At 39.8% G+C, this 24,330-nt stretch carries 25 protein-coding genes and 2 pseudogenes; 1 reads left to right on the plus strand and 26 read right to left on the minus strand.

The genetic code is table 11. From position 1 onward, the window contains the following. Positions 1 to 17: 17 nt before the first annotated feature. The 7 genes from CHH60_RS17985 to CHH60_RS18015 form a co-directional block, all read right to left on the minus strand. Entirely contained in the window at positions 18 to 539 is a 522-nt protein-coding gene (locus CHH60_RS17985) for a phosphotransferase-like protein (RefSeq protein WP_095360442.1), read from the minus strand. 162 nt (positions 540 to 701) lie between these two features. After that, positions 702 to 1,295, minus strand: a complete 594-nt coding sequence (locus CHH60_RS17990; RefSeq protein ID WP_095360443.1) for a hypothetical protein — start codon at positions 1,293 to 1,295, stop codon at positions 702 to 704. 214 nt (positions 1,296 to 1,509) lie between these two features. Next, positions 1,510 to 2,052, minus strand: coding sequence for a GrpB family protein (locus CHH60_RS17995; protein ID WP_095360444.1), 543 nt, complete (start codon positions 2,050 to 2,052; stop codon positions 1,510 to 1,512). A 226-nt stretch (positions 2,053 to 2,278) separates the two neighbouring features. Beyond that, positions 2,279 to 2,932 (minus strand): lysozyme inhibitor LprI family protein, encoded by a 654-nt coding sequence (locus CHH60_RS18000; RefSeq protein ID WP_095360445.1) that lies wholly within the window; start codon positions 2,930 to 2,932, stop codon positions 2,279 to 2,281. 154 nt (positions 2,933 to 3,086) lie between these two features. Beyond that, positions 3,087 to 3,464, minus strand: coding sequence for a hypothetical protein (locus tag CHH60_RS18005; protein WP_095360446.1), 378 nt, complete (start codon positions 3,462 to 3,464; stop codon positions 3,087 to 3,089). 70 nt (positions 3,465 to 3,534) lie between these two features. Beyond that, the gene (locus CHH60_RS18010; RefSeq protein ID WP_095360447.1) at positions 3,535 to 3,891 is read right to left on the minus strand and encodes an NIPSNAP family protein; all 357 of its coding nucleotides are present in this window, start codon (positions 3,889 to 3,891) and stop codon (positions 3,535 to 3,537) included. Between the two features lie 242 nt (positions 3,892 to 4,133). Continuing rightward, on the minus strand, positions 4,134 to 4,538 hold the full coding sequence (locus CHH60_RS18015; protein WP_095360448.1) for a GNAT family N-acetyltransferase: 405 nt from the start codon (positions 4,536 to 4,538) through the stop codon (positions 4,134 to 4,136). A 580-nt stretch (positions 4,539 to 5,118) separates the two neighbouring features. Between CHH60_RS18015 and CHH60_RS18020 the strand changes: the two genes are divergently transcribed. Further along, entirely contained in the window at positions 5,119 to 5,394 is a 276-nt protein-coding gene (locus CHH60_RS18020) for a hypothetical protein (RefSeq protein WP_095360449.1), read from the plus strand. Between the two features lie 88 nt (positions 5,395 to 5,482). Here CHH60_RS18020 and CHH60_RS18025 read toward each other — a convergent pair whose 3' ends face one another. The 19 genes and pseudogenes from CHH60_RS18025 to CHH60_RS30290 all read right to left on the minus strand — a co-directional run bounded on the left by CHH60_RS18025 (position 5,483) and on the right by CHH60_RS30290 (position 24,085). Further along, a complete protein-coding gene (locus tag CHH60_RS18025; RefSeq protein ID WP_095289351.1) occupies positions 5,483 to 6,319 on the minus strand; it encodes a carbohydrate ABC transporter permease in 837 nt (278 codons plus the stop codon). A 17-nt stretch (positions 6,320 to 6,336) separates the two neighbouring features. Beyond that, a complete protein-coding gene (locus CHH60_RS18030) occupies positions 6,337 to 7,272 on the minus strand; it encodes a carbohydrate ABC transporter permease (protein WP_095289350.1) in 936 nt (311 codons plus the stop codon). A 72-nt stretch (positions 7,273 to 7,344) separates the two neighbouring features. Then, on the minus strand, positions 7,345 to 8,646 hold the full coding sequence (locus tag CHH60_RS18035; protein WP_095360450.1) for an ABC transporter substrate-binding protein: 1,302 nt from the start codon (positions 8,644 to 8,646) through the stop codon (positions 7,345 to 7,347). 524 nt (positions 8,647 to 9,170) lie between these two features. Beyond that, entirely contained in the window at positions 9,171 to 10,295 is a 1,125-nt protein-coding gene (locus CHH60_RS18040) for a GntR family transcriptional regulator (RefSeq protein ID WP_095360451.1), read from the minus strand. A gap of 159 nt (positions 10,296 to 10,454) precedes the next feature. After that, complete coding sequence (locus CHH60_RS18045; protein WP_095360452.1) at positions 10,455 to 12,005, minus strand: hydantoinase/oxoprolinase family protein; 1,551 nt, start codon at positions 12,003 to 12,005, stop codon at positions 10,455 to 10,457. Further along, a complete protein-coding gene (locus CHH60_RS18050; protein ID WP_095360453.1) occupies positions 11,998 to 13,101 on the minus strand; it encodes a DUF917 domain-containing protein in 1,104 nt (367 codons plus the stop codon). Before CHH60_RS18050 ends, CHH60_RS18045 begins: the two co-directional genes overlap by 8 nt. Next, positions 13,102 to 14,367 (minus strand): cytosine permease, encoded by a 1,266-nt coding sequence (locus CHH60_RS18055; RefSeq protein ID WP_095360454.1) that lies wholly within the window; start codon positions 14,365 to 14,367, stop codon positions 13,102 to 13,104. Positions 14,368 to 14,496: 129 nt separating this feature from the next. Further along, a complete protein-coding gene (locus CHH60_RS18060; protein ID WP_095360455.1) occupies positions 14,497 to 16,080 on the minus strand; it encodes a PucR family transcriptional regulator in 1,584 nt (527 codons plus the stop codon). Positions 16,081 to 16,386: 306 nt separating this feature from the next. Continuing rightward, positions 16,387 to 17,139, minus strand: coding sequence for a nucleotidyltransferase domain-containing protein (locus tag CHH60_RS18065; protein WP_095360456.1), 753 nt, complete (start codon positions 17,137 to 17,139; stop codon positions 16,387 to 16,389). Positions 17,140 to 17,290: 151 nt separating this feature from the next. Beyond that, positions 17,291 to 17,773, minus strand: coding sequence for a DUF1643 domain-containing protein (locus tag CHH60_RS18070; RefSeq protein ID WP_095360457.1), 483 nt, complete (start codon positions 17,771 to 17,773; stop codon positions 17,291 to 17,293). A gap of 194 nt (positions 17,774 to 17,967) precedes the next feature. Next, positions 17,968 to 18,303, minus strand: a pseudogene (locus CHH60_RS30600) (DUF6979 family protein). Positions 18,304 to 18,475: 172 nt separating this feature from the next. Then, a complete protein-coding gene (locus tag CHH60_RS18075) occupies positions 18,476 to 19,129 on the minus strand; it encodes a hypothetical protein (protein WP_095360458.1) in 654 nt (217 codons plus the stop codon). A 197-nt stretch (positions 19,130 to 19,326) separates the two neighbouring features. Then, positions 19,327 to 20,070 carry a Cthe_2314 family HEPN domain-containing protein gene (locus CHH60_RS18080; protein WP_095360459.1) on the minus strand — a complete coding sequence of 248 codons (744 nt, stop codon included), beginning with the start codon at positions 20,068 to 20,070 and terminating at the stop codon, positions 19,327 to 19,329. Between the two features lie 143 nt (positions 20,071 to 20,213). Then, positions 20,214 to 21,251 carry a hypothetical protein gene (locus CHH60_RS18085; RefSeq protein WP_095360460.1) on the minus strand — a complete coding sequence of 346 codons (1,038 nt, stop codon included), beginning with the start codon at positions 21,249 to 21,251 and terminating at the stop codon, positions 20,214 to 20,216. 239 nt (positions 21,252 to 21,490) lie between these two features. Next, complete coding sequence (locus CHH60_RS30535) at positions 21,491 to 21,775, minus strand: Cthe_2314 family HEPN domain-containing protein (protein WP_369680194.1); 285 nt, start codon at positions 21,773 to 21,775, stop codon at positions 21,491 to 21,493. Beyond that, a pseudogene (locus CHH60_RS30540) lies at positions 21,771 to 21,857 on the minus strand (hypothetical protein); the annotation flags it as partial. The pseudogene CHH60_RS30540 and the gene CHH60_RS30535, both read right to left, overlap by 5 nt. Positions 21,858 to 22,297: 440 nt before the next feature. Beyond that, the gene (locus CHH60_RS18090; RefSeq protein ID WP_095360461.1) at positions 22,298 to 22,783 is read right to left on the minus strand and encodes a hypothetical protein; all 486 of its coding nucleotides are present in this window, start codon (positions 22,781 to 22,783) and stop codon (positions 22,298 to 22,300) included. 216 nt (positions 22,784 to 22,999) lie between these two features. Then, positions 23,000 to 23,488: a hypothetical protein gene (locus CHH60_RS18095; RefSeq protein WP_095360462.1), complete on the minus strand. Its 489-nt coding sequence runs from the start codon at positions 23,486 to 23,488 to the stop codon at positions 23,000 to 23,002. A 429-nt stretch (positions 23,489 to 23,917) separates the two neighbouring features. Then, positions 23,918 to 24,085 carry a hypothetical protein gene (locus CHH60_RS30290; protein WP_369680195.1) on the minus strand — a complete coding sequence of 56 codons (168 nt, stop codon included), beginning with the start codon at positions 24,083 to 24,085 and terminating at the stop codon, positions 23,918 to 23,920. Between the last annotated feature and the right edge of the window lie 245 nt (positions 24,086 to 24,330).

The following is a 24,330-nucleotide window of genomic DNA, read 5'->3' on the forward strand; positions in this document are numbered from 1 at the left end:
TAACTGTAATTTTATGATTATTTGTTATTTTGAAATAAGGATGTAATAATAATTTCCGCACATTCTTCTGGCGAATTTAAACTTGTATCAACTGAGCAGCTATAGCGAATGTTTTGCGACATTATTTTGTTTTGCTCATCAGATTGATCTTCCCTTCTGTCACCACGTTCTACATTTCTCTTACGACAGATATCCAAAGGACAATACACTTCAACGATATCCAAAGGATACCCATTAAAAACTTCTATGACCTTATCGTAATGTGGCTTTAACTCAGGTCTTTCAACAAGTATCCCATCGATTAAGATATTCTTTCCACGATCCGAAAATAATGTTGCTGTGTGATACATCATAATTATGGCTTCACTTAGATGCTTCCAGTAATTATCTTGTAGGTGTTTATCACCAATCGTATTTTCAAAAAGATCATTGGCCACTACATAAAAAAACGGTTCAGAGTAAGTTTGCATAGCTTCTACTATTGAGGTTTTACCTGAACTTGTTACACCATTCAAAAATATAATTCTCCCTTTTTCCATATTTCTCATCTTCCTTTGCATCGGTTATTTTATAGATTCGGGGCCGGATAACTGTATGTATTCACCAACCCGAAAATTTTATGGCAGCTACAGCCGATCCGCAGGTGAATATAACGATAGCTGCTGTTTCTGCCTTCTTAGAAATACTAATAATTACAATTCCTAAAAAAACCACTCATACATTCTATCTTTCATTTTATTAGCTGTAGCTTGATCTCTTCGATAAATCCAATCAAAGAGCGGCTTATCAATAAAATCTTTCAAGTCATATTGGGATTGCTCAAGACAAGATAAAATTTCTTCAAACTTAAAATCAATATGGAAAACGTCCGATCTATCATTAGAATCTGGATCATCAGACCAGACGAATGCCATGTTATCCTTATAAGTTATTTCCGGTGAAGGATCATGTCCAAGCCATGGACTCTCTCTATTAAGAATAGAATTATAAATCTCCTTAAATTGTTCTAGACCACAACAACAACTTGGCATAATATATTTTTCTTCACTTTCATAAAAAGCAACACCACCCAAAATAGCTACAGATTCATTCGCAAATAGTTCATTAAAAGTATCTTCCATTGATTGATCTATATTTGTATTGCTATATCCAAATAAATGTATTAAAAAGAGTTCCACTTCAGAAGATGTGCACTTGCCCGAGAGCGTAAGATAATCTGAACGATGCACATCATTATCAAACCACTTTGGACAAGCATAATAAGGTTCTCTAATAACCGGTTTTGTATAAGACATCTCTGAATGTACACCTCTAAATAGGTAGTTTAGGGAATTTAGCTAACGTTTATTTTATCTACGAACCAAAGAGGTTTAAGAAGCGACAGACTTAGCCCCGTAGGGTGGTAAGATGAATCCGCTTCTCTGGTTACCTCAGCTTGCAAATCAACGGCCGAATGGAATGCAGCGAAGAAGCTTTGTTATCAGATGTAACCGTCTACCTGAAATACACTTAAATATCTTGATATTCATTCATTATTCTCGTAATAAATTCTGTCTTTCCAGCACTATAGGCTTGGCGATTGTTTCTGTATTTATTTGCTAGTTGGAATTTTAAATTCGCATACTCAGATACTAATAAGGGATGCTTTCTTAGTATATTTCTGAACATTATATGTCTTTTCAATTCTTCACTTTCCCTATTGCATACGTATAGATGATGTTCGTGCTTCTCATTGCCTTCACTAGTGTAGGGTACATAAACGTCCCTTCTTGCAAATGCTTCTCTGTTTTTAATCCCCAAATCACCTTCATGAATATATCCCAATTCTTCTAGCTTTTTGATTACCTGTGGTAGGCAGTCCATAGATTCAATTACTACATCTATATCAATAATTGGTTTGGCTGAAAGACTCGGGATTGATGTACTTCCAACATGTTCAATTTCTAATACCAGACCATTTAATTTGTTGGAAATAACCGATTCTATTATATTGAACGATCTTGGCCATTCATTATTGTATCCTTCAATAATTACTGGTTTTTGAATCTTCATTGGATGCTCCTTGCGTAATTATTATTTACGAAGATTCCTGATAGTGTTCTTGTATTCTCGAAACGACCCAGTTATAGATAATCTTATCTTCGGCTGGGTCGTATGTTATCTGACTGTTCTTCCATGATTATACATCTAAAAACCAAAGGGTGGTATCCAGCAGCTTGAATACAGAGATATACGCCGTTACTGCATTCGAAGCATCACCTAAAAACCTTTTTCAACTTTATTTTTTATTTTGGTAAACAAACTCAACTTCACTATCTAGTAAATATCGATATTCCAATAATTGCATTGTTCTTTCTCTAATTCTCTCCCTTATAGAAGTTGTTAGGCTTACCGGTCCTTTTGATCCAAGATAACCATTATAAATAAATGTCTCCTCTACAAATTTTGATTCCCTTAAGTGATACTGCAACCATTCTTTCTGCGATTCAATTAGTGCTTCTCTTGGTTCTCTATCCAACTTAGAAAGAAGCGTTTTATATATTTGATTCAACTCTTTATCCCAAATCTCTGTATATTTGCTTTCAAATGCCCCCCATTCCAATGTTGTAATAATCTCTTTAGAATTTTGAAATTCATTAAATTCCAATTCATAATCATGATCTATAGGGTTACGAAGCATTTCATCATAAAATTCTCCTTTCGAATCAAGCTTTCCAATGCTCATGGGTAATATTTTATTGTTAGCAGGATCTGATCGACCTTCCGTTTTTTCTTTTAATTTTGTTCCATCACCTGTACTCACTACATCAGGAGGAAGTTCAGAATTCTGTATTGAATTAGTTTCGCTGTTCAAAGTAGTCGGTTGACTACTATTTTGACAAGAAGAACACATTATCGTCATAAAAAATAATAAGAGTATCTTACCTTTCATAAGTTATCTCCTTAAATATTATCTTTAATATTTACAGGTAATTACGCATAACGTTCCCGTATTCACAAGCCAGCGTATGCTAAGTGTCCGACGAATCTCCACAGTGTTAATATATTGTTATAGGCAGTGCCCACTTCTACGAACAAGCTATTAACTATCTGTTCTTTAGCTTTTTTAATAGTTCTATCTCCTCTTCCCTTGAAAGTTGTTCTTCCGCTTTTATTCTCGTCTCATCTATCTTCCGTACTTTTAATCCTCTTTTTATGAGCCATTCTTCACCAGGTTTCATTGTAGTTGCTGGATGTGAGTATACATCCTCACTTAGAATCTCCTCATCAATTATGTAAATGTAGCCACATAACTTACCATTATGAAATCTTGCGCCATCCTCGTCAAAAGCAACAATAGATGGTTTGTGTGAAAAGATTCTTGCTAACTCTCGATCCTGAGTTATTGTACTTTCGACTAGTAGTTCATTTAATAATATTGGAGAACCATGAAACCAAGGCTTACTATAGTCCCATTCCTTCATAAGTATCACCTTCTATTAAGTTTTATTATGTTTCTTCTTTTTATTGTTCCTTGGTTTCTTCGTAATGACTTTAGGGATTGCGTCTAGCGTCTGACAGTGTAGAAATTAGTTCTTCGTTTTTTACTTCATAGATATATTCCTTAGCTATGTGATCTCTTCCCCCGTGGAGTTCATACCACTCATTGATCTTCTTATAATGTTCTTTGTCACTTCTGATATTCGTTTCAATCTCTTCATATTTTTCAATACTATCATATTCCCAGATTGCGAAAATCTCAGTTGTTTTCTCTGAATGTGGGAGCATCCATCTACCTACTAGACGAGCTCCATTCTTCAACTGATTAGGTAAATTGGTTTCAATGAAGTGTCTGTTGAAGATGTCAACGAATTCATTATTGAGGACATAATGCTTTCTTCGATAAAACATAGTAATCATCTCCACTAAGTAATATTAAGTACGCTTCGTCTTACGCACTTCGGATGTTTCAGATAACGTTGTTGTATTCACGAAATGACCTAGCCTTAGATAGCTCTTATCTTAGGCTGGGTCATTTGTTGTCTGAGTCTCTTCCATGATTATGCATCTGACAACCGAAGGGGTAAGCCCTGATGCGAGAATATTTTGTTATCAGATATCAGTACCTTCTATGTAAACTCTATCAAATACTCTTAGAGATTTTTAGTCAGTATTACTTCAAGAGGTTGAGTCTCCAATAGTAAACATCCAGCATCACGATATCCAAGCTTCCTGTAAAAATGTTGTGCTTCTTCATTAGATTGCGTTGACGTCATTATTAGTTTAAATCCTCTTTGACGCATAATTTCTTCCCAATACAGTACAATTTTCTTACCGATTCCTTGTCCTCTATATTCTTCATCAATCCATATCATGTTCATAAAAGGAATGTTATCCCAAAAATACCCATATCTCATCCAACCAATTTCTTTCTCTGAATCTTTAAGTATAAAGATCTCCTTTTCTTTAATCTTCGTTCTTACAAGTGTCTCAGGAATATGTCTATCTCTTTCGACAATGTACTTATAATCTTTTTCTGTTGCCAATTCTATCTTCATTGCAAATCCCCCATATACTCTATTTCGTAGATTTTTCATCGTATATACTCCGCACTGATTTTTGATAACGTTCCTGTATTCACGACTCGACGCATGTCGAGTGTCCGGCGAATGCCGGGCCAAGGACGAATGTCCGCAGCGTGAATATATTGTTATGTGATGCTCCAGACCTCTTCGAATTTATCCTACTATATTAATCTCTCCAACTTACGCTGGAATGAACTTCAATCTCTTGTAACATGAATTCCTCGAATGTATAAAATAACTTAATAGCTGATGCCGGGTTTTCCATTCCTTCGTACCAAAGAAATACAGGTGGATTCTCGCCCATATTGACATCAAAAAATCTAATTTCATACCCTTGGTGCATTGAAAAGACAAATGAAGTACTACGAATTCACCCATTTCCTGCGTAGGAGCCAATATATGAAATTCGCGTAATGTTCCCATATATATTATTAGACGAAGAGAGGGCTAATCCTCCATCTCCGACAGGTTGCTTCTTATAAGTCGGTCCAGAGGTTTACATTTATATCAAATCCACAAACTATCGTTCCATCTGCCCGCGGGCCTCATTGTTATGCAGAATGCATTGGTACGCAAAAAGGCAGCTTCTGCTTTACATGTCGCTGCCTTTTTGCTTATTAACTTTTTTCCAACGGACCTATCAATCGTTATCTACATAAAAATCGCGGTCGCCGATTTGGATATCCTGCGAATTCAGATTTCCATCTTTCCCCGAATGGACGAAGAATACGAACCGCTCAGTTTTGCCGTCCGCAAATTTGAGCGTAATCGTATTTCTGAAAATGCTGTATGTTCCCGCGCCGCTTACGACCCACACCCTTACATTTAATCAAATTCAGCATCCCTTCACTGCCTTGGTCCGTCCTAACCTCCCTTGGGTCCCGCATCGCTTGGAGCTTCATTCATTCAAATGATGTTCAACCTTTTATACCGCTAAATGTAATGCCGCTAATAAACGTCTTTTGAAGAAAAAAGAACAAAACGATAATAGGTAATGTCATCAAGGTGGATACGGCCATTAATAGACCCCATTCCGATCCCTTTTGGCTCTGAAATTGCTGCAGTCCGAGCGAAACCGTGTAAGATGGTTCATTGGTTAAATAGAGCAAGGGACCCATGAAATCAGTCCAGCTCCCCATAAATTGAAACAATGCCACGGCTAATACGGCGGATTTGGCTAGTGGAAACATGATCTGTAAATATATGCGGAACTCACTAGCGCCGTCTAAGCGGGCCGCTTCGCGCAGGGCATCAGGCAGTCCCATGAAAAACTGCCGCAACAGAAAAATGTAAATGGGCACTCCAAAAAATTGGGGTACAATCAGTGGAAGAGGTGTCCCTACCCAACCTAATTTAGTAAACAACAGGAATAGAGGAATCATGGTCACCTGTCCGGGAATCATCATAACAGCAAGGGTAACAAAGAAAAGTATACCTCTCCCACGGTACTCTAACTTGGCAAAACTATATGCAACCAAGGGACAGGATATGATCACACCAAGCGTACTAACGATAGTTATAATCGCCGTGTTTTTCAGATATGTCCAGAAAGGGATATACTCAACAGCACGGGAATAATTACTCCACAGAATTGGACGCGGAATCCACTCTGGTGGGAATGTAAAGATTTGTGTGAGTGGTTTAAGAGAAGTCGAAAGCAGCCAAATGAACGGAATCATGAAAAATGCAGAAGCAACAATTAGACATACATAGGCTAACGCACGATTGATTCTTTTGATAGCGGTAGGATTCATCCCTTACTTCCTCCTCCTTATTTCCCCTGATAATGAACCCAGCGTTTAGACGTAATAAAAATAATTCCGGTTAATGCCATAACGATAATAAATAGGATCCAGGCCATTGCGGAGGCATAACCCATTTTGAAATACCTAAATCCGTTCTCATATAAATACATGACGTAGAAAGTCATGGAATTTGCAGGAGTTCCTTGCCCTTTGGTCAACGTATAGGGAAGAGTAAACTGTTGGAATGCACCAATCATTCCCATGACAAGGTTGTAGAAAATAACGGGAGTGAGCAAAGGCAGGGTTACCTTTCTCGTTTTCTGAAACCAGTTAGCTCCATCGATTTGCGCCGCTTCATAGTACTCCTCAGGGATGTCTCCTAATCCAGCAAGGTAGATAACGACAGCTTGCCCAATACCCCAAAGCGACATCAGAATGAGAGAGGGCTTGGACCACGACTCACCACCAAGCCAAGCGGGCCCATCGATACCGATATTCGCTAACATCCCGTTCACCAATCCGAAGTTTGGATGTAACAGCCACATCCACAGAACAGCCAGAGCTACTTGTGGCACGAGAGTAGGTAAGAAAAAGATCGTTCTGAATACAGCCATACCCTTGACCTTCATATTCAACATCATAGCGAGTGCCACACCAATAAATATACTTAAGGGAACAAAAAATACCGTAAAATAAATCGTGTTGTATATGGATTTCCAAAACAAAGGATCATGGAAAAGATCTCTATAATTATTCATTCCGACAAATTCACCAGGCTGTAGAATGCTGTAAGTAGTGAAGCTGAAGTAGATGGACATTAGCATGGGAATTGCATAAAAGCATAGCAGCCCTATAGCCCAAGGTGAAGCAAACAGCCACCCAATCACGTGAGTTCTGCGGAGTGCTCGTTTCCTTGCCGATGGAATTGCTTTTACTTGAACTGGATCGGCCAGTTTCGCCATGTACATTCTCCTTCCAATTGTCATTTATGAATAGGCAAGGAGAGAGAGTTCGCTCCCTGCCTACCGAGCACTCTATTTGTCGTATTTTTCTAAAGCCTTATTAACAGTTTCTGTAACTCTATCCAGGTTCTCTTTCGGAGTACCGTTACCGCGGGTAGCCTTTTCCGTAGCGGAAGCTAACTCGTTCCACAGCAGTTGTCCTTCAGGAATAACCGGGCGGTTATGTGAATTGGGCAAAATATTGATAAATTCCTTCATAATCGGATCGTCCTTGTAACCGTATTTGTCGTTAACCGAATCGATAACTGAAATTTGAGAGTCAGCGTTTAATAACGTTTGCCCCTCTTCTTTCCCTAAGAATTCGAGGAATTCCCAAGCAGCAGCGACGTTCTTGGCGCCTTTAGGGATAATAGCGGACCCGCCTCCCGACCATGTCGTAAAATTAGTACCTGTTGGGGTCGGTATTGGTGCAACACCGTAGTTTAAATCCGGCTTAAATTTTTCGATACCCTTCACCGTGAAGTTTCCACTTATCTTCATGCTGACTTGACCGGAAATGAACGGATCCATTTCCTCCGTACCCGCTGCACTTGTGAATCCGGCGATATCCTCGACATTGTATTTTTTGCCGAAGTCGGTCATCCATTGTAATGCTTCCACGACTTTAGGATCATTTGCGGTAATTTTGCCAGTGGCAGCATCCTGGAATTCTCCCCCAAATGCCCATCCCCAAGTATACAGCCAGCCTTGCGAATACCATGGGATGAACCCGATCCGTTTGAAACGTTTACCTTCCTTGATGGTTAACTTATCGGCGGCCGCTTCAAGCTCGGCGATCGTTTGTGGTGGTTTGTTGGGATCCAACCCCACTTCTTTGAAATGATCCTTATTGTAAAATAGCAGGCGAGAGTCCGTATCCATCGGCATTGCATAAAGCTTTCCTTGATAACTGGACTCCTCCCATGCAAATGGATAATACATTTCCTTACGTATTCCGGATTCTGCTGCCATCGAGGATAAGTCAGTCAGAGAACCTTGCGCAGCCCAAGTACCGACCTTAAACCGATCGAAAAGTGCAACGTCAGGAGGATTACCGCCTGCGACTGCAGTCAGCAGCTTCTGATCGGATCCCTCGTTGGATTCTGTATAAACCAAATTCATTTTGATCGCAGGGTTTTTCTCTTCAAATGCCTTCACGACTTTATTCATATTATCTAAATCAATTGAGGTAAGACCATGCCACATCGTAACCGTTGTAATCCCCTCTCCGGCCTGATCGCTAGAGCCTCCCTTCGTTGAACAAGCCGTTACAAGTAGTAACATAACCAGAAAGCAAACAAGAATTGGAAATGCGGATTTTTTGGATCTCCTCATTCAAAGTCCCCCTTAGTTAAATGAATTCGTTTAACTTGAATTCCTATAGGATCCACTTCATTTTCTGATCATCCACAATTTATGTAAGCGTTAACAACTTTGGTGATATGAACTATTAAAATCAGAAAATGATGAACACCGTGAATTTGTTATAGGAACCCACTCGTTATACTAAGTATATTAATATGACATCATAAAACATGTCAATTGCAATATTACGACATCACTATTCATGATGTATGGCTATAATTTAGATATAGAAATCGACGTTTCAAAGTTGGTTAATCTCCGGTCCCCTAACCAATTCCCTGATGTGAAACATGCTTTACCATAAGAAAATCGCCTTTCGATATACTTCATAGAAGACAGACCGCGTCTAAAAGGGGGGGTTCTTGCGATATCAGGTCAGGAAGGTCCCTGCTTCGAAGTTTATATGTCTGATATCAAAAAAAGTGCCGATAAGCCCCTTGGGACTTCTCGACACTTTGAACAATTGCTTTAGTTTAGCTGCACTTGTATAAACCCTACCCGTTATTTTTCACGACCATACGATGTTTAATAATGTTCAGCTCGGGAACTGCTGTTCCATGCAATTGAGAGATTAACATATCCACTGCCAATTCACCCATCTGCTTCTCATCCTGCTTAATATGAGTGAAGATGGGTTGACCCAGGTGATCGTTCAGGGAGTCGAAACAAACGATCTCGAATTCCTCCAGAGATTTCCCCATCGAGTGGATGACTTGAGCCAGCATGGTAGCTATTAGAAATTCCGATGCGACAAACGCCTTTACATCAGGGTGTTGTTTCAAAAAATGCTCTACTGTTTCTTTATCACTTTCAATCGCTGTTCCGTTTATGTTCTTGGGAAGGGTGCCCTTCAAGTTTGTTAATACATAATCTTTGTTCAAATTCATTCCTTCCTGGGTGAAGGCAAACGTATATCCGAGCAGCCTTTCCTCCAATGTTGAAGTGTTCTCTTCCGGCGGAGATAAAAAGGCAATTTTTTTATGACCTTTGCTAATCAGATGACGCGTAAGATCCATGGCTGCTTTCTTATTGTCTGTATATACCGAACAAACCGGAATTCCTTTTAGATATCTATCGGCCAAAACAATTGGAAACCGATCTAATACAAGTCGAAGCAGTTCAGAATTATAGTGTTGACCATGAATGGGGGTCACGATTAATCCTTTGATGCCTAAACCAATAAATAAGTCAATCGCACGTTTTTCCTCATCCCGATCCCCCCAGGTTCGCTTGATAATGAGTTGATAATTATGCTCAGCACTCCGCTTTTCCATCGATCTAAGAAGTTGTAAACCAAACTCGTCAGAAAAATTCGGTATAATAAACCCGATCAACTGCTTATCATCCTCAGGAACCAAGGTCGTTCTTACCTCTGAATAATGCTTCGGTTCTTGTCCTCCAATGATACCATCGGCCACAAATGAACCCTTCCCTTGTATTCGTTTAATAACTCCAGAATCTGCCAATTTCTCCAGAGCCTTTTTAGATGTAATACGACTGACACCAAATTGTTCAGCCAACTCTTTTTCAGAAGAGACACGGTCTCCTTCTTTTAATCGACCGTCTTTGATCTCTTGTACAATATAGATATATATCTGCTCGTATAAATGCAATTCCACATGACCACCCTGACATCATAATATTAATATACTAAGTATATTACACAAGAAGTAATTCGCAAAGTTAATGAGAATTCTTTTCCGCTCATCCACTTGCACCTCATCGATAACAAAAAAGAGCCCCACACAAGTTGTATCAACTCATGTGAAGCTCCTCTTCTACTTCATGTTTCCTACGACTTTCACTCGAAGCCTCGTCGCATTTCCCGGATGATAAGCGAGCGGGGTTTCTTCCACTTCCACGAGCTCAACCGTTGCCGGATCGGCGCCAGCAAGTACTGCCTGTTTCACGGCTTTTTCCCGAGCATCTCTTAATGCTGCCTCACGGGGCTCTGTAGAATAGATGTAAATCTGCTCATATTGGCCGCTGATTTGGGCAATACACGCACCAATGGCGTTAGCCACGCCCCCGTTCTCAGGCTTAATCATATGAGATACCCCACGAATGGTGTCCGGGATCACCACACTGCCTCCGCCTACCAGCACAAGCTCAACATCACCTGAAGATGTCTTCATTTTATCAATGGTCTGTTCAATGATGGCTGCAATTTCGCCTTGCACCTGTTTAGCAAAGTCTTCATCCAGATGCGCTACCAGGCTCTGATCCCCTACATCTGCAAGACCCAGCCGAACGGCAATGTCCGTAGTCGTGAGCGTATTCCCGCCAAAGACAAGTGCCTCTTGTCCGATCCTGTATCCTACGCTGTCCGGGCCAACTGTAATTTTGCCATTCTCCGAGCGCACGATGCTTCCGCCGCCCAGTCCCACTGAGATAATATCCGGCATGCGGAAATTCGTGCGGATATCGCCCACCTCGACTGCGACCGACGATTCCCTCGGGAAGCCGTCCTGCAAAACGCCGATGTCCGATGTCGTGCCGCCCACGTCGAGAACCATCGTATCTTTGATTTTTGCCAAATAAGAGGCCCCGCGTATGCTGTTCGTAGGTCCACAGGCAATGGTCAGGATCGGAAACTGTTTAGCGTAATCTACTGACATTAAGGTACCGTCATTTTGGCATAAAAACACTGCTGCATCCAGAATGCCTTCTTCTTCCAAAGCCTGCACAAACCCCTCGGTTGTCGTTTCAATGACCTTGCACAGTGCCGCATTGAGGATGGTCGCATTTTCCCGTTCGATTAAACCAACCGAACCAATCAATGAAGAACAGGAAACAGGAAATTCAGGTCCGTACATTTGATGGATGAGATCGCGAACGTGGAACTCCTGGTCATTTTTAAGGGATGAAAATACGCCGATGACCGCTATGGATTCAATACTACCGCGCCACTCCTCCAGAAGAGCTGTGATTTCGCCTTCATCGACTTCTCCAAGCAATTGGCCATCGTATTCGTATCCGCCCTGTACGAGAGCATATTTGCCCGAAAGCTTCTGAACCATATCCTCAGGCCATGACGTGTACGGAGCAACGGAAGCCGTTGCCGGGTATCCCAGACGAATGACACCGACTTGGGCCAGCTTTTTTCGTTCAACAATGGCATTGGTGCATTGTGTTGTGCCTAACATGGCATGTGTGATTTGATTTTTATCAATATTCGCCCCCTGCAGCAGCTGCCGGAGCGAGGTTTCAATCCCTGTGCGAATATCCAAGGTTGTTGGGGATTTCACCGCATGGATCAACTGATGATCCTCGTTCAAAATGATGGCATCTGTGTTGGTGCCGCCTACATCGATCCCGATTCTATACATTCTCAGCCACCGCCTTTTTCACCATTTCCTCAAGTGGTACATAATCGTAATCATAGCCGAAGTATCTTGGACCTGCGGTTTGGATTCCCTTATCCGTTCTCCACTTTTCATGAGCGGGCAATCCAATAACCCGTACGCGTTTACCGTATTTCAGGCTCTCTGTGGTCACAGGCAGCAAGGTTTCGAAATCAACCAGACAGATCAAATCGGGCGTCATCGCTATCACCTGACCGTTCTTTTCAGCAATCAGGTTTTCATTTTGAAAATGAACCTTCATCTCCCCGGCTTTAAACGCCTCGATGCCTTCAAGATGCATGCAGCCTAGATTAAATCCACCCTTGGTTTCACGGATGACATCCACAATTTTTCCTTGGAATAGCTCATAGCCGGATACCCGTTTCAATAGTTCTTGAAGCTTGTCCTTGGCATCTCGATTCTTCGATGTAATGATTGCTCCGATCTGTTCGGACAGGGTTACGATGTGATGAACGCCACTCTGCTTCATTTGTGCACCCGTTGCCGGATACAGGCTGACTAAAGAGCTGGCCCCCATTTCGACTGTAGCTACCCTGGCGAGCCGTTCTGTCCATTTGTTGTCAATGGTCTCAAAGATGCCAATATTCCCTTTCTCATCCGTTATGGCCATCGGTGTCGCTGGAATGCCGTCCAGGTTAAACGTCACCATCTGGAGCTCTGGGAACGCCCGGCCCATACCGTCACAGTCGATCAGAGGCAATCCTAGCTGTGCCGCAACAACAATAGGAATCATGGAATTGACGCCCCCCGCTTCCATCGGAAACGTACCCGCAATCTTGTCTTTTCCTAAATAATTCGCTAATTTCTGAAAAACCTTCACAAACTCGTCCCCGCGAGGGAATTTCTCCACTAATACGGAAGGCGCCCCCATCATCGCAGCTGGAATGAAAAAGTCCTCATCCCCAATCTCGTCCACGGAATATAGTTTGACTGGTCCAAACTTCTTAATGGCCGAGAGAGCCATCAATTTTCCGATATAAGGGTCTCCCCCTCCACCCGTTCCCAGAAATGCTGCTCCGACGGCAATATGTTCAACAGCTGTTTCATCTAAATATCTCATTTATGATTCCTCCAATATAACTGTCTTCTGAGCAAACAAACGATAGCCGATATAATATATGACAAAAGAAATGACAATTCCGGTCAACGGCTGATTGGGTACCTGCGGCAGGCTTGGGAACAAGGATAACACGACAGGCGTGCAGGCTATGATCGCTCCCACAAGCCATGAGACAACGCCCAACACGTTCACGCCCTCTACCTCTTGCCAGCGTCTCTTATCCCCTTTGCCAAGCACCCAATACGAAGCAATCATCACGCCTGCCACCGGCGGAATCATAGCCGACAGAATGGACATGATCGGAGTAAAATAGTTAAGTATGCCAACGACAGCCAGTACGGTCCCAAGGGTTCCCGCAATACCGACAGCCCACTTCTCTTTCTCCTTCGAAACGTTGAACACGTTAATTAAGGCAAAACCACCTGAAATCACATTCACAAGATTTGTTTTCCATGTAGCCAAGATCAAAATCACACCGCTAACAAACGGCGTCATGATGCTCAAAAAGGTGGCTGTGATATCGCTGGCTTGGTAAGCAATCGTCAGGACGGCTCCTGCACCAATCATCAGCAAGCCTGCCGGAACAATCCCGAATAGAGCGGCTTTCAAGACATCAGACCGTTTTCTCGAAAATTGCGAATAATCTCCCGCGATGACTGCCCCCAGCGCAAATGAACCTAGGGTTACTGCGAGTCCGTCGGTAAAATTCATAACGGCCGCAGGCTTATAATTTTGGATGATCTGCAGAGAGTCCCCAGTCAATGCTTCGATCAGACCGTACACGCTGATTCCGATCAATAAAGGGACAGCAATATAACTGATCACCCGCAGCACTTTAACGCCGTACATGGCCGAAACGACCATCACGAGACCGCAGATGAGTGATGCCAGCGGTACAGGAATAGTTATACCGATCTCGGCTAGCAGATTGGCCAAAGCTTCCCCGCATACATTCGCCTGGATCCCGAACCATCCAAGACACGCAATAGCGAGGATAATAGACAAAATCGTTCGAGATCCTGTTTTGCCAAACACCTGACCTGCGACCTGAACCGTCGGCCTTCCCAAATCCGTGCTTTGAATCCCCTGCAAAATCATGAGCAGCACAATAATGGAGTAACCTGCTAACGTGACAAGTAATACCTTCGATACTCCCATGCCAGCGATCAGCGCATTCCCCACCAACAAACTAGGGATGCTGATGACTGCGCCAGCCCAGATGATCCCCAGACTGAACCAGGATTGATGCTCTTTAACGGCTTTCATATGATCCCCCCAATCCTGTTCGTTCGAATATTGTTTTCTTATTGTAAAAGATGAAGGAGGTCAGCGTCTTTTTCAGAAAACAAAAAAAAATCCGATGTTTTTGTCTTATTGGACAAAACATCGGAACTTTTAGTCATGAATGAGACGGTAGACCATGCAGGCGATATAAACATCGTACGATTCGGAATTGATGGTCACATCATATCCGATGAGCTCGCAAATTTTTTTAATGCGATATTTCACCGTATTTTTGTGGACGAACAACAGCTTGCTGCAATCATCGATATTCCCCTTCGCATCCAGCAGAAAAGTCATCAGGGTTTTCAAAGCGTCAGGGTCGTCCATAATTGGTTCCATGACGGACAAGCATTCTTCAGTGATTTCTTCCCCTTGCTTACTGAGGTCTATGGCTCGTTTCATGGAACGAACTTCAGCTGCGGTGTATAGTTTGCGGTGATGATAAATGCGGTGAACCTCTTTAGAGACTCCGTTAACGAGCTGATACATTCGGCGTACGTCCTGTGTGTTACGCATTCTCGGGGAATAAACGATGCTTGATATGTCAGCGATGAGACCCGTCGTTTCGATATATTCCGCTGCGATTTCAAACTCATTGTATTTAGAGGAACAATTCCCTAGCAACACGACAACGCAGTGATCGATCGTTTGAATGACCGCGGTTTTATAATATTGCAGGAGATGTGCTTTTAAGTCTTCCCTTACCCTTCTTTCCTCCGACAAATCCCGAACGTACACGAGCCACATCATTTGAATCCCGGATACGTCAATATGGAGCAAACTGGCCAATCTGCGCATTTTTTCGCTTTCGTCATTCACGATGGCTTTGACCAAAGCGTACTCGCTGACGTCATTATGCTTATCTCCCCACAAATTGATGGCCACCTGCACCACTTCGCTAATTTGATCCATCGTCTTCGGAGGCAGCTTCGTATTCTCTTTAATGAGAAACAGGTAAAGGACCTCCCCGTTTTTTTGATGAACACGTTTGTATTCAACAAAGCAAGACGAATCGTGCTCATCTTCTCCCATTCTGCCGTTCAAAATGGAAGGCGCCATGGACCGAATCAGACTCGTCACATCAAGCGATGAATTGCGCGGCCACATGACACGATTGATGATACCCAGGTTGCTGTTTGTCAGAACGATGTTCGCTTTCATCCGATCCGACAGCAGTTTAAGGGTAATTTCCACGCTCCGCAAATGTTCGGGCAGCAGCGAGACCTTTTCCAGTGATTCATTCACGAAATGCTCATTCACCTTCTGATTGCTTACGATTGCCTCCATGGCTTCATAAATGACTTCATTATACCTAAGCGAGTAATCGTTTCTCGGCATGCAAATGATAATAAAATTCAGCGATTCTGCCAGCTCAAGCACTTCATCGGCGATATCCGGCAATACAATGCCAACATAGTACAAAATCAATCCCATTTCACCAAGGTCATGCAAGTATTGAACCGTCTGACATTGCTGCTCCACGCTGTCCTTAATGGAATAAAAAGAGCTGATGACCAGCTCTTCAGCATACCATTCTTCTTGAACCGTTTGAATAATTTGCGAGAAGAAATTGACATCCGCCACTTCCAACACAGATAAAGAGGAAACGGTCTGATGAAGCCTGCTTGTTCCAGTGAGCACCTGAGCTCCTCTAAATGAAGGAAGCTGCAGTAAATCTTTAACGGTTACCCCAATTCAACCACCACTTTTTTGTTCAATTCATGCTGCTATGTTTCAATCTGTACGTAATCTGTATCTATAATAGACCATTTCAACCAGAAGGAGTTTCTCTTCGTAAAAGCTTGTTAAAACCAGGCTATGATGCACGGCATAACGAAGCAGCCTAAGATAGCTCTCATTATATATTAGTATAACCCTCGCTATGATAAGTAACCAAGTGAGTTCGTGGCCAACTATGAAATTTATTGTATACTCGGCTTAGTCCACTTAGATGCTGAGTCGAGTATCGATCCGTACCGATATCGCAATTCGTAAACCGCTTTATGATTTTCTCATTACATTTAAGGCATTTTCAAAATAGCTATATACTTCATCTGCAATTCCCAGAAACTCTTCAACAAGTACATCACTATCCAAGTAACAAGCATACAGATACTCAACTAAAGCGGAGTCAATCTCGCAATACTTTATTATGGCATTCTTCATCTCAACAATGTCATCTTGCCATACACCTGTATCTACTATAACCAAAGAGTATAATGCACGAATTAATCTCTTCGAATACCCTTTAATATATCTAGTTTTCAGCGTGTCATCACTAGCAGTAAAAAGTGAACGACGTATACGATCTACTTCTTCCTTGGTCTCTATATTTAAGTCTAGAATAAACTCTGGAGAAATAATGAGTGGTGGTACTTTTTCACCAATGTCATCACCATATAGACAAACACAAATGATCTTAACCCAAAAACCCCACTCATTCGGTTTACTTAATACATCGTCAATCGAGCAAATGATCGTATCAATCTTAGTGACTATTGGGTATTCTTTCAAAAGCCTGTCTTTAATATTTGTCAATCTTTCGTAATCAATATCTTTGAGATTTGCACAGACTATAGTAAAGTCCGCATCTGACTTAAAAGGTGTAGCAGTTCCTTTGGGAATTGAGCCACACATATAAACGCTATGAATTTTACCTTTAAATTCGGTAAGGATCTGATCTATATACTTATCAACCAAATCCTTATATTCACTTTGTATTTCAATTCTATCTATAACTTTTTCTAGTATCATATAGACTCCTCCTAAATTAAGAACTTCTTTCGGGCTAACGTTCCCGCTTTCACGACCTAGCGAATGCTAGGTGTCCGGCCCATGCCGGACAAAGGGTGTATGCCCGCAGCGTGAATATTATGTTAGCTGATGGAACTTGTTACCTGAATACTCATCCAAATCTAATTAATTCTTCTATGTCATGTCCAAGTCTTGAAGGGTGTCTTGGATGGCCAGTCTTGGCCATCTTTAAGCAAAATAGTTCAATTCCCTCACTTTTCAATAATTCTATTACTTGCTTATCACGTTTATTAAAGAAATGTTTTTCTCCCCATGCTACGATCACTCTATCAGCTCTTAAAGCCGCTTCTCTTATATGTTTGTTTGTCTCAGAACCAATAGGGTCTATTAAAGATTCCTTCAGTCCTTTTGGATCGGTTGATATTAAACTATAAAGATTAACTATTTCGAGTGAACCGTATTGAAATTTATTAGCAAAATATAGACATTGCTTTGAAGTACGATCCTCCGAAACTTCATTTGCAATACTTGGGTTTAACATTATGTACAACAATTTGGGAAGATTTATATCCCATTCCCTAGTCAATAAATATCTATACTTTCTTTCTGGATCAAATATAGCAGTTTGCTTCATTGGATTCACCTTCTTCTCAATTTTGAAAACGCTCTCTCAAAGTTCTTTCGTATAACGTTTCTGTATTCATGAACCCCGAAGGGACTGTCTATTAAAATTCCTCCTCGAAATGCTTCCCGCAGACGAAGGCTCCATCGGAGCAGCGGCTTGAATATTATGTTAGCCGAGGTTATTGTCCTCTTCGATTTAACTACTCAGCGCCTTATCATCCCTCCATTCCATAAAGCCAAAACCACATCCATTTGTGAATTATACTCGATCTCTTGATCTCCAATTACTTCTTTCCACAAATTTCTTAGCTTTATATCCTTGTCTGTATTGCTTTCTAATAATATTTTTACTGTCTTTAATCCGTAAACCTTCTTCGCATAATCCTAAAAAGGTGTTTCTCGGACATCCTTTTTTTGAGAAGCATTACCTTCCCCGAATATTTCTATTATCACTTCATTCCATGCTTTAAATGGATCATTATGTTTATGTTCATTAAGATAATTGACAGTTCTCACTGCTGCTTTACGATATTTCCCCATAATAATCCTTCTTTCTTTTTTACTATCGCAATAATTTCGGCTAACGTTCCGAGCACTCCCGATGTGAGCGTGTCTGCGACAGCAGATTGGGTCGATTCCTTACAAATTTTCACAAGGGCGTGATAACATCTCATTTTGGGAGTGCTGTGCTAGGTGTAGTGCTGGAAAACTCTTATTTTATCTGTGGAACGCCCTTAATATTTTTCATCCAGTTATTCACTGCATCTTTTTGTTTCGAGGTTATCTTAAAGTTTCTTATAATATAAGTTTTTATGCTTTCCAAAAAATCGTTGTGTTCTTCAAGTTTATCAAGCGCAACATCTATCCAAAATAAGTAATTGTAACATCTTTGCAGATTGGCAAGTTTATATCTTTCATCAGTCTTGTTTTCTATGTTCAAAATGTGCCGTATTTCACGCTCATTAAGTTCTTCATTTTGGCTTTTATTATAGTAATTTTTTAAAACGCTATATGAAACGGAATGATACTTCTCAAATTTCTTTTCTCTAAGTTCAAGATACTCCATCGCTTTTCTTTTATCTTCCTCAGCTCTAATAATTGGCTTTTCTGAATTGCCACCGCCGCCTCCGCCACCATTTCCGCCCAGTGGTTGTGTGTATTTTGTCAAATCAGGAATTGCTGAAAGCTTAATTCCTTGATCAATGTTTTTCTCTGTACAAGATGGACCTGCACACACAATTTCACCGGTTTCCTTATGCTTCAATTTATATGCTTTGAGAGACGTCATATTCTTTGCGCAAAAATGGCACTTTTTCTCACGCTCAATGAGGTCTTTGCATATTGGTTTATAAAGTCTTTCAGGCATTTTGTCCCTCCATACAAACTTGTGCTAGCATTACGCCTAACTTTTGTGTATTTACGAACCCGAGAGGCTTAAGGCGCTTAAGCGCAGTTCCGACGGATTTATCCTCACAGGGTTGTTCGCTGAATCTACTTCTTTGCCTTCCTCATCTTGCGAACCAAGGGCAAAGCCCGAAGCGTAGATATGATGTTAACTGAAGTTCATGACTTCTTGAATCCACTTACGATAATATTTTTCATTTTTTCTAAAAAATCACCTGTAATATCAATAATTTGTATAATATTGTTTTGAATATCTCTAGTGGTTGTATACTTTCCAACACCAAATGCAGTCATTCCATTGTCATAATGATATATTCCAGGAGTTATTTCACTAGGAGAGTAGTTGTGAGTTATATCATTTCTTAGTTTTGTGAATTTTTCGAAAGCTTCTGAATCATGTACAGACTTTATACTTTCATACAACTCAGAATTGATTTTCTCAAGCTCCTTAAGTACTTGATATTTAAAGCCAAGCTTTTGAGGCAATCTAAACTCAAAATACACATTATAGAAATGAAACAAAGTTTCCCATGCTGAAAAGAACTTAAAGAAAAAAATATCAGAATAATAATCATACATATGTTTAATATAATGATGTTTCTCTTCAAAATCGGGGAAGTACTGAATTGATTCTCCATTATCACCAGGAGATTTGTTCCAATTATCGTCTGGAATACCCATATTAAAATAATGAGTAAGAAATATATATGTTTGGCGAACTTCTCCTAATCTATTATTGAATAATCTCAACCAATCTTTTTGTTCTTGATTATCAAATAAATCAAATATGTCCTCAGGGTCAGGAAACTCTATCTCTATTGATAATTTACTATTCAGATCAATCTCATTAACAATCTTCCTCCATTCATCTCGTGAAGGATAACTAAGATATTCTAAGAGCAATGAGACATACCTCCTTAGTTTTATAATCATGAATTTCAGTTAACGTCCCTGTATCCATGACGTCCCTACCGACTTAAGCACCGCAGGGGCGCCGCGATGCGGTTCGGTGGTGCGGATGTGTCCCAGCATACTCTTCGAGTAAACTATATTAAAAAGTCCTTTCTTCTTCCTGAAAGTCGATTCTTTGACTGTCGAAAATTTCTAATTTCAGTTAAGTACTTATTTGCTCCTCTGTTCGGTTCATTTAATCTTTTATAAACCTTCTGAGCCCCAGTAATAACCATCCCAGCGCCTGCTACTTCTTTAATAGTTTCCCAATAACCCGAACCACTTCCTAACGTAAGGGTAACTCCCAATCCAACCTGCACAACTGTAGTGCCAAATTCAAGTAGATCACTAAAAATGCCAGCCTTTGACTCTTCTATATGTTTTATAATTTCGTAATAATTAGATTCGTTAAGTCTACCGTCTTTAAGATTGTTTAGTTCATTAACCGCTTGTTTAAATGATTGTAATCTTTGTTGGTATCTTGGTTTGTCTCGAAAATTTATAATATCATTAATGCTTATATCATCTATATTAGTAGGCAAGTTAAGTTCGATAACTTTCTTTACTGATTTTAATTCATTAAACTTACGATTGTATGACCAATTATCTCTGTTAAGCGAAGATAAAGATCTTTCTTCTTCGATATCGGTAATAACTGATATGTTATTCCTCGATCCTATATTGTGAGCTAATACTGACATATAAATCAAACCAAGTTGATTAGGTATCATAATCCCGTTCCTTGTTCTGTGTCCAAATCCATATTCCATACAGTAGTTTTCAAAATAGAAAGAAAACTTTGAAGAGAATAATTCGAAATTTTGATTGCTTTGTTGTCTCCAGTACTCAACAACATTTATTTTCCCTAATATTCCAAAGTGTCTTTCTGGTTTTGATAAATACTTCTGCAATAAATCAATAGTATCATTACTTGACTTTTCCGTTTCTTCAAATTTAGGTCTGTATCTTTCTAATAAATTTGTCTCCTCTTCAATTAGCTGGTATTGCCTGCTTATAAACTCATCAGCTTCGTTAGGTATAATTGTTTTAATGTTATCCAAATATAACAATGCGAATTTTAACCATCTTGTATCATTAATCTCAAATCCAGGATAATAAAGAAGCTCATTCATTAAAGTAACCCCCATTGAATCATTTTTTATACCAATTTCTTATAACGTTACTGTATCTACGAACCCCAGAGGCTTAAGGGAGCAGCACGAACGCGTCCAACGGACTCAGCGTCGCAGGGTTGTGAGCTGATTCCGCTTCTTAGCCTGCCCCTTCTTACGAACCAAGGGCCGGACGGTCCACAGCGTAGATACTTTGTTTTGAGATGTCATCAACCTCGTCGAAATACTGAAATAATACTTTAGTTTTTAATCACTTCAATACTGCGCTTTAGTAATTCTAATACTGATTTAATATTCTCATACACCACTGATGAGCTAAAATATTCTTGTACATACTCTATCACGAATCCATTGTCATCTGTTCTTCGTACTAATCCTGGCATGTTCGGAGAGAAATTATGAGTTATGGGGTTCCTATAAGTATTCGCATTAATAAATTCAATATTGCTCATAATTTCAGACAGCTTTAGGAACATATCATCATCTTTACCTTTTAGTTGCCTTACCACTTTCTTAAATTCAATTTTCTAAATTATACTGAATATTAAGTATGTGCCCTACTACTTCCCAACATGAAAACACTTTAAAATAAAAGACATCCGAGTAATAATCAAACTTTTTTTATTTCCAAAATGATGTGGTTCAAAATCTTTAAAGATTCTGTTATTATCTCTCTTTTCAGTATCATCAGGTCTTTCTAATTGATAATAAAAAGATAATAAAATATAACTTTCTACAAGTGATCTAAATCTTTGTATTAACAATAATCCATATGAGTTAATTATCGGACTATCAAATATATCAATTGCATTTAGATTAGTGTTATAAAAGCCAGAAGATGAAAAACTAAATCCTAAAATGGCCTATTATTATAGATATTCTTCCATTCTTCTTCGTTAGGATATCTAATATATTTCATTTTTCTCCTTCTTTTCCGATGATTTCTCATAACGTTCCTGTATTCACGACCCGGCGAATGCTGGGCTTAGGGCGTATGCCCGCAGCGTGAATATTATGTTATCTGCTGTTTCTCTCTTCTTCGACGACTAATCAGCAAGCAAGTCTTTCAATAACCATTCATTATTGTTTCCATCCTTCGAAACAAACCAAATATGACTGTACTTTTCTGGCTTATATATTGCACTTTTATATTTTAGAAAATCACTCATCCCATATACTGGAGAAGCATTTCTGATTAAAAGTGCTATGGGATAAATTGCATCATACTTATCTATTTTTTTCTCCTTTTGCTTTAATAATTTGTTTAGAGTTTCTATGTAATTTGTTGAGTCTTCTAATCCATGAAGTTCCTTACTAGATCTTCCCAATAACATCTTGGCTTCTTCTGCATCATAAAATAAGTGAGTTACTTCTATACCTATCAAATCTTCTTTTTTATTCTTTAAAATATAATCAGGGCATTCTTGTTTTTCTACTACTTTTAAAGCATCTTGGCGATTGAAATTATATAGTTCTATAAATATGTTGATAGCAGCTTCTTCTAAAGCAGATTTTTCATCATCATGATTCATTTATTTGTCTCTCCTCCTATATATTTGAGAAATTGCAGATAACGTTGTTGTGTTCACGAAGTCCCACCGACTTAAGGCGACAACGTCGCCGGGGCGATGCGCTTGCGGTGCGGATGTTCTGGTTGGCTCCACTTCTCAGAAATTCCTCTGCCAGACCGAGGGGCTTGTCCCCCGATGTGTGAACACTTTTTTATAAGATGTTGGCACCTTCATGAGTTACTCAATATTAAATATTTCTTTTTTGTAATGATGTGTAACATGACTTATCAGGGAAACATATAGCTTTACTAAATTATTCGTTCTTTCTAAAATAGCTACATAATCATCAGGATTAAGTTCTATTATTAATATCTCTTCATCTATACTCAAGACAATATCCCTAATATCTTGGTCTAAGAGATGAAGCTTTTCATATAAAACATTTCTAGTATACGTTTTATAGTAAAAAATATCGAAAGAAGTTTGATCATCGTTTTCTTCATCATCGTTTTTTACTACTAGGTGCTCCCCATCATATTTTAGTACTTTATTATATATTATAAATTTTTGTATTTTATCTTCTCTTTGATAACTTAATTCTACTTTCTCCTTCTCTTGTAGAAGATTATTTTTGTTAATTCTTATTGCGCTATAAAATGCTAATGCTGAAGCAGTGATTGTAGATATTGCAGTAATTAGGTTGCTACTCCATTGCATATCTGACATCAGTTCTTTCCTTCTTTCTGGATAATGGTTTATTTCGCTAATTTCTTATGACATCTAATTTATGTACTTCGTAAATACCACACATCCTGTACGTTATCCGAGCTACGTATATGATAACCCAAAATGTTACATTTGCGTAGAAAAGTTTGGAGATAAAGGGAGACTTAGAGTAGCCCTCAATCCCCCAAATCCATCCGATCCAACGGGCTTTGAATACGCTGGATATTTTTCGTACTTACATGCGTATATCGCTGAGTTGTACGTGCACTCGTATGACCAAGTAACTCCTGCGCAGGTCTGTCCCCCTTTCCAACAAATGAGTGGCAAAGGAATGCGCCAGTGCATGAATACTTACCTTTTTTCTCAATACCTGCACGCCGTCTTGCTTCTTCAAAAACCTTCTACACGCTCCGCTAGGTAAGATGTCGATCAGAAGATTGCCTCGGAAATTGCCAACAATTGGGTCAGATATTCAGCTATGTGTTTCTGTACCATACCCCAGGCTAGATTTGAAAGAAGCGCTCTCCAACCCTTTTGCCCCTTCCCCTGTCTCACGATGATTGTTTTCCTTTCAATATCCAGATCACTGCTACGCAGACGTACAACTTCACCTACACGAAGCCCAGGAGAATAGGCTGATCTTTTTAACTTTTAGTGCCTTTTGCAAAGGTTCTTTGCTTTTCGTTGGTTGTTTATCTTGCTAGCATTTTATCCAGAATGAAACCATATACTTACAGATAACAGAAAATTTTGCTAGAATAAAACGGATAATGAAGTGATTTTATGTTAAACGCTAAATAAAATAGTCTTTGTGGTCCTACAATTTTAATAATGAAATATGG

This window comes from Paenibacillus sp. 7523-1 (genome assembly GCF_002276415.1).
In the GTDB taxonomy this organism is placed as follows: Bacteria; Bacillota; Bacilli; order Paenibacillales; family Paenibacillaceae; genus Paenibacillus; species Paenibacillus illinoisensis_A.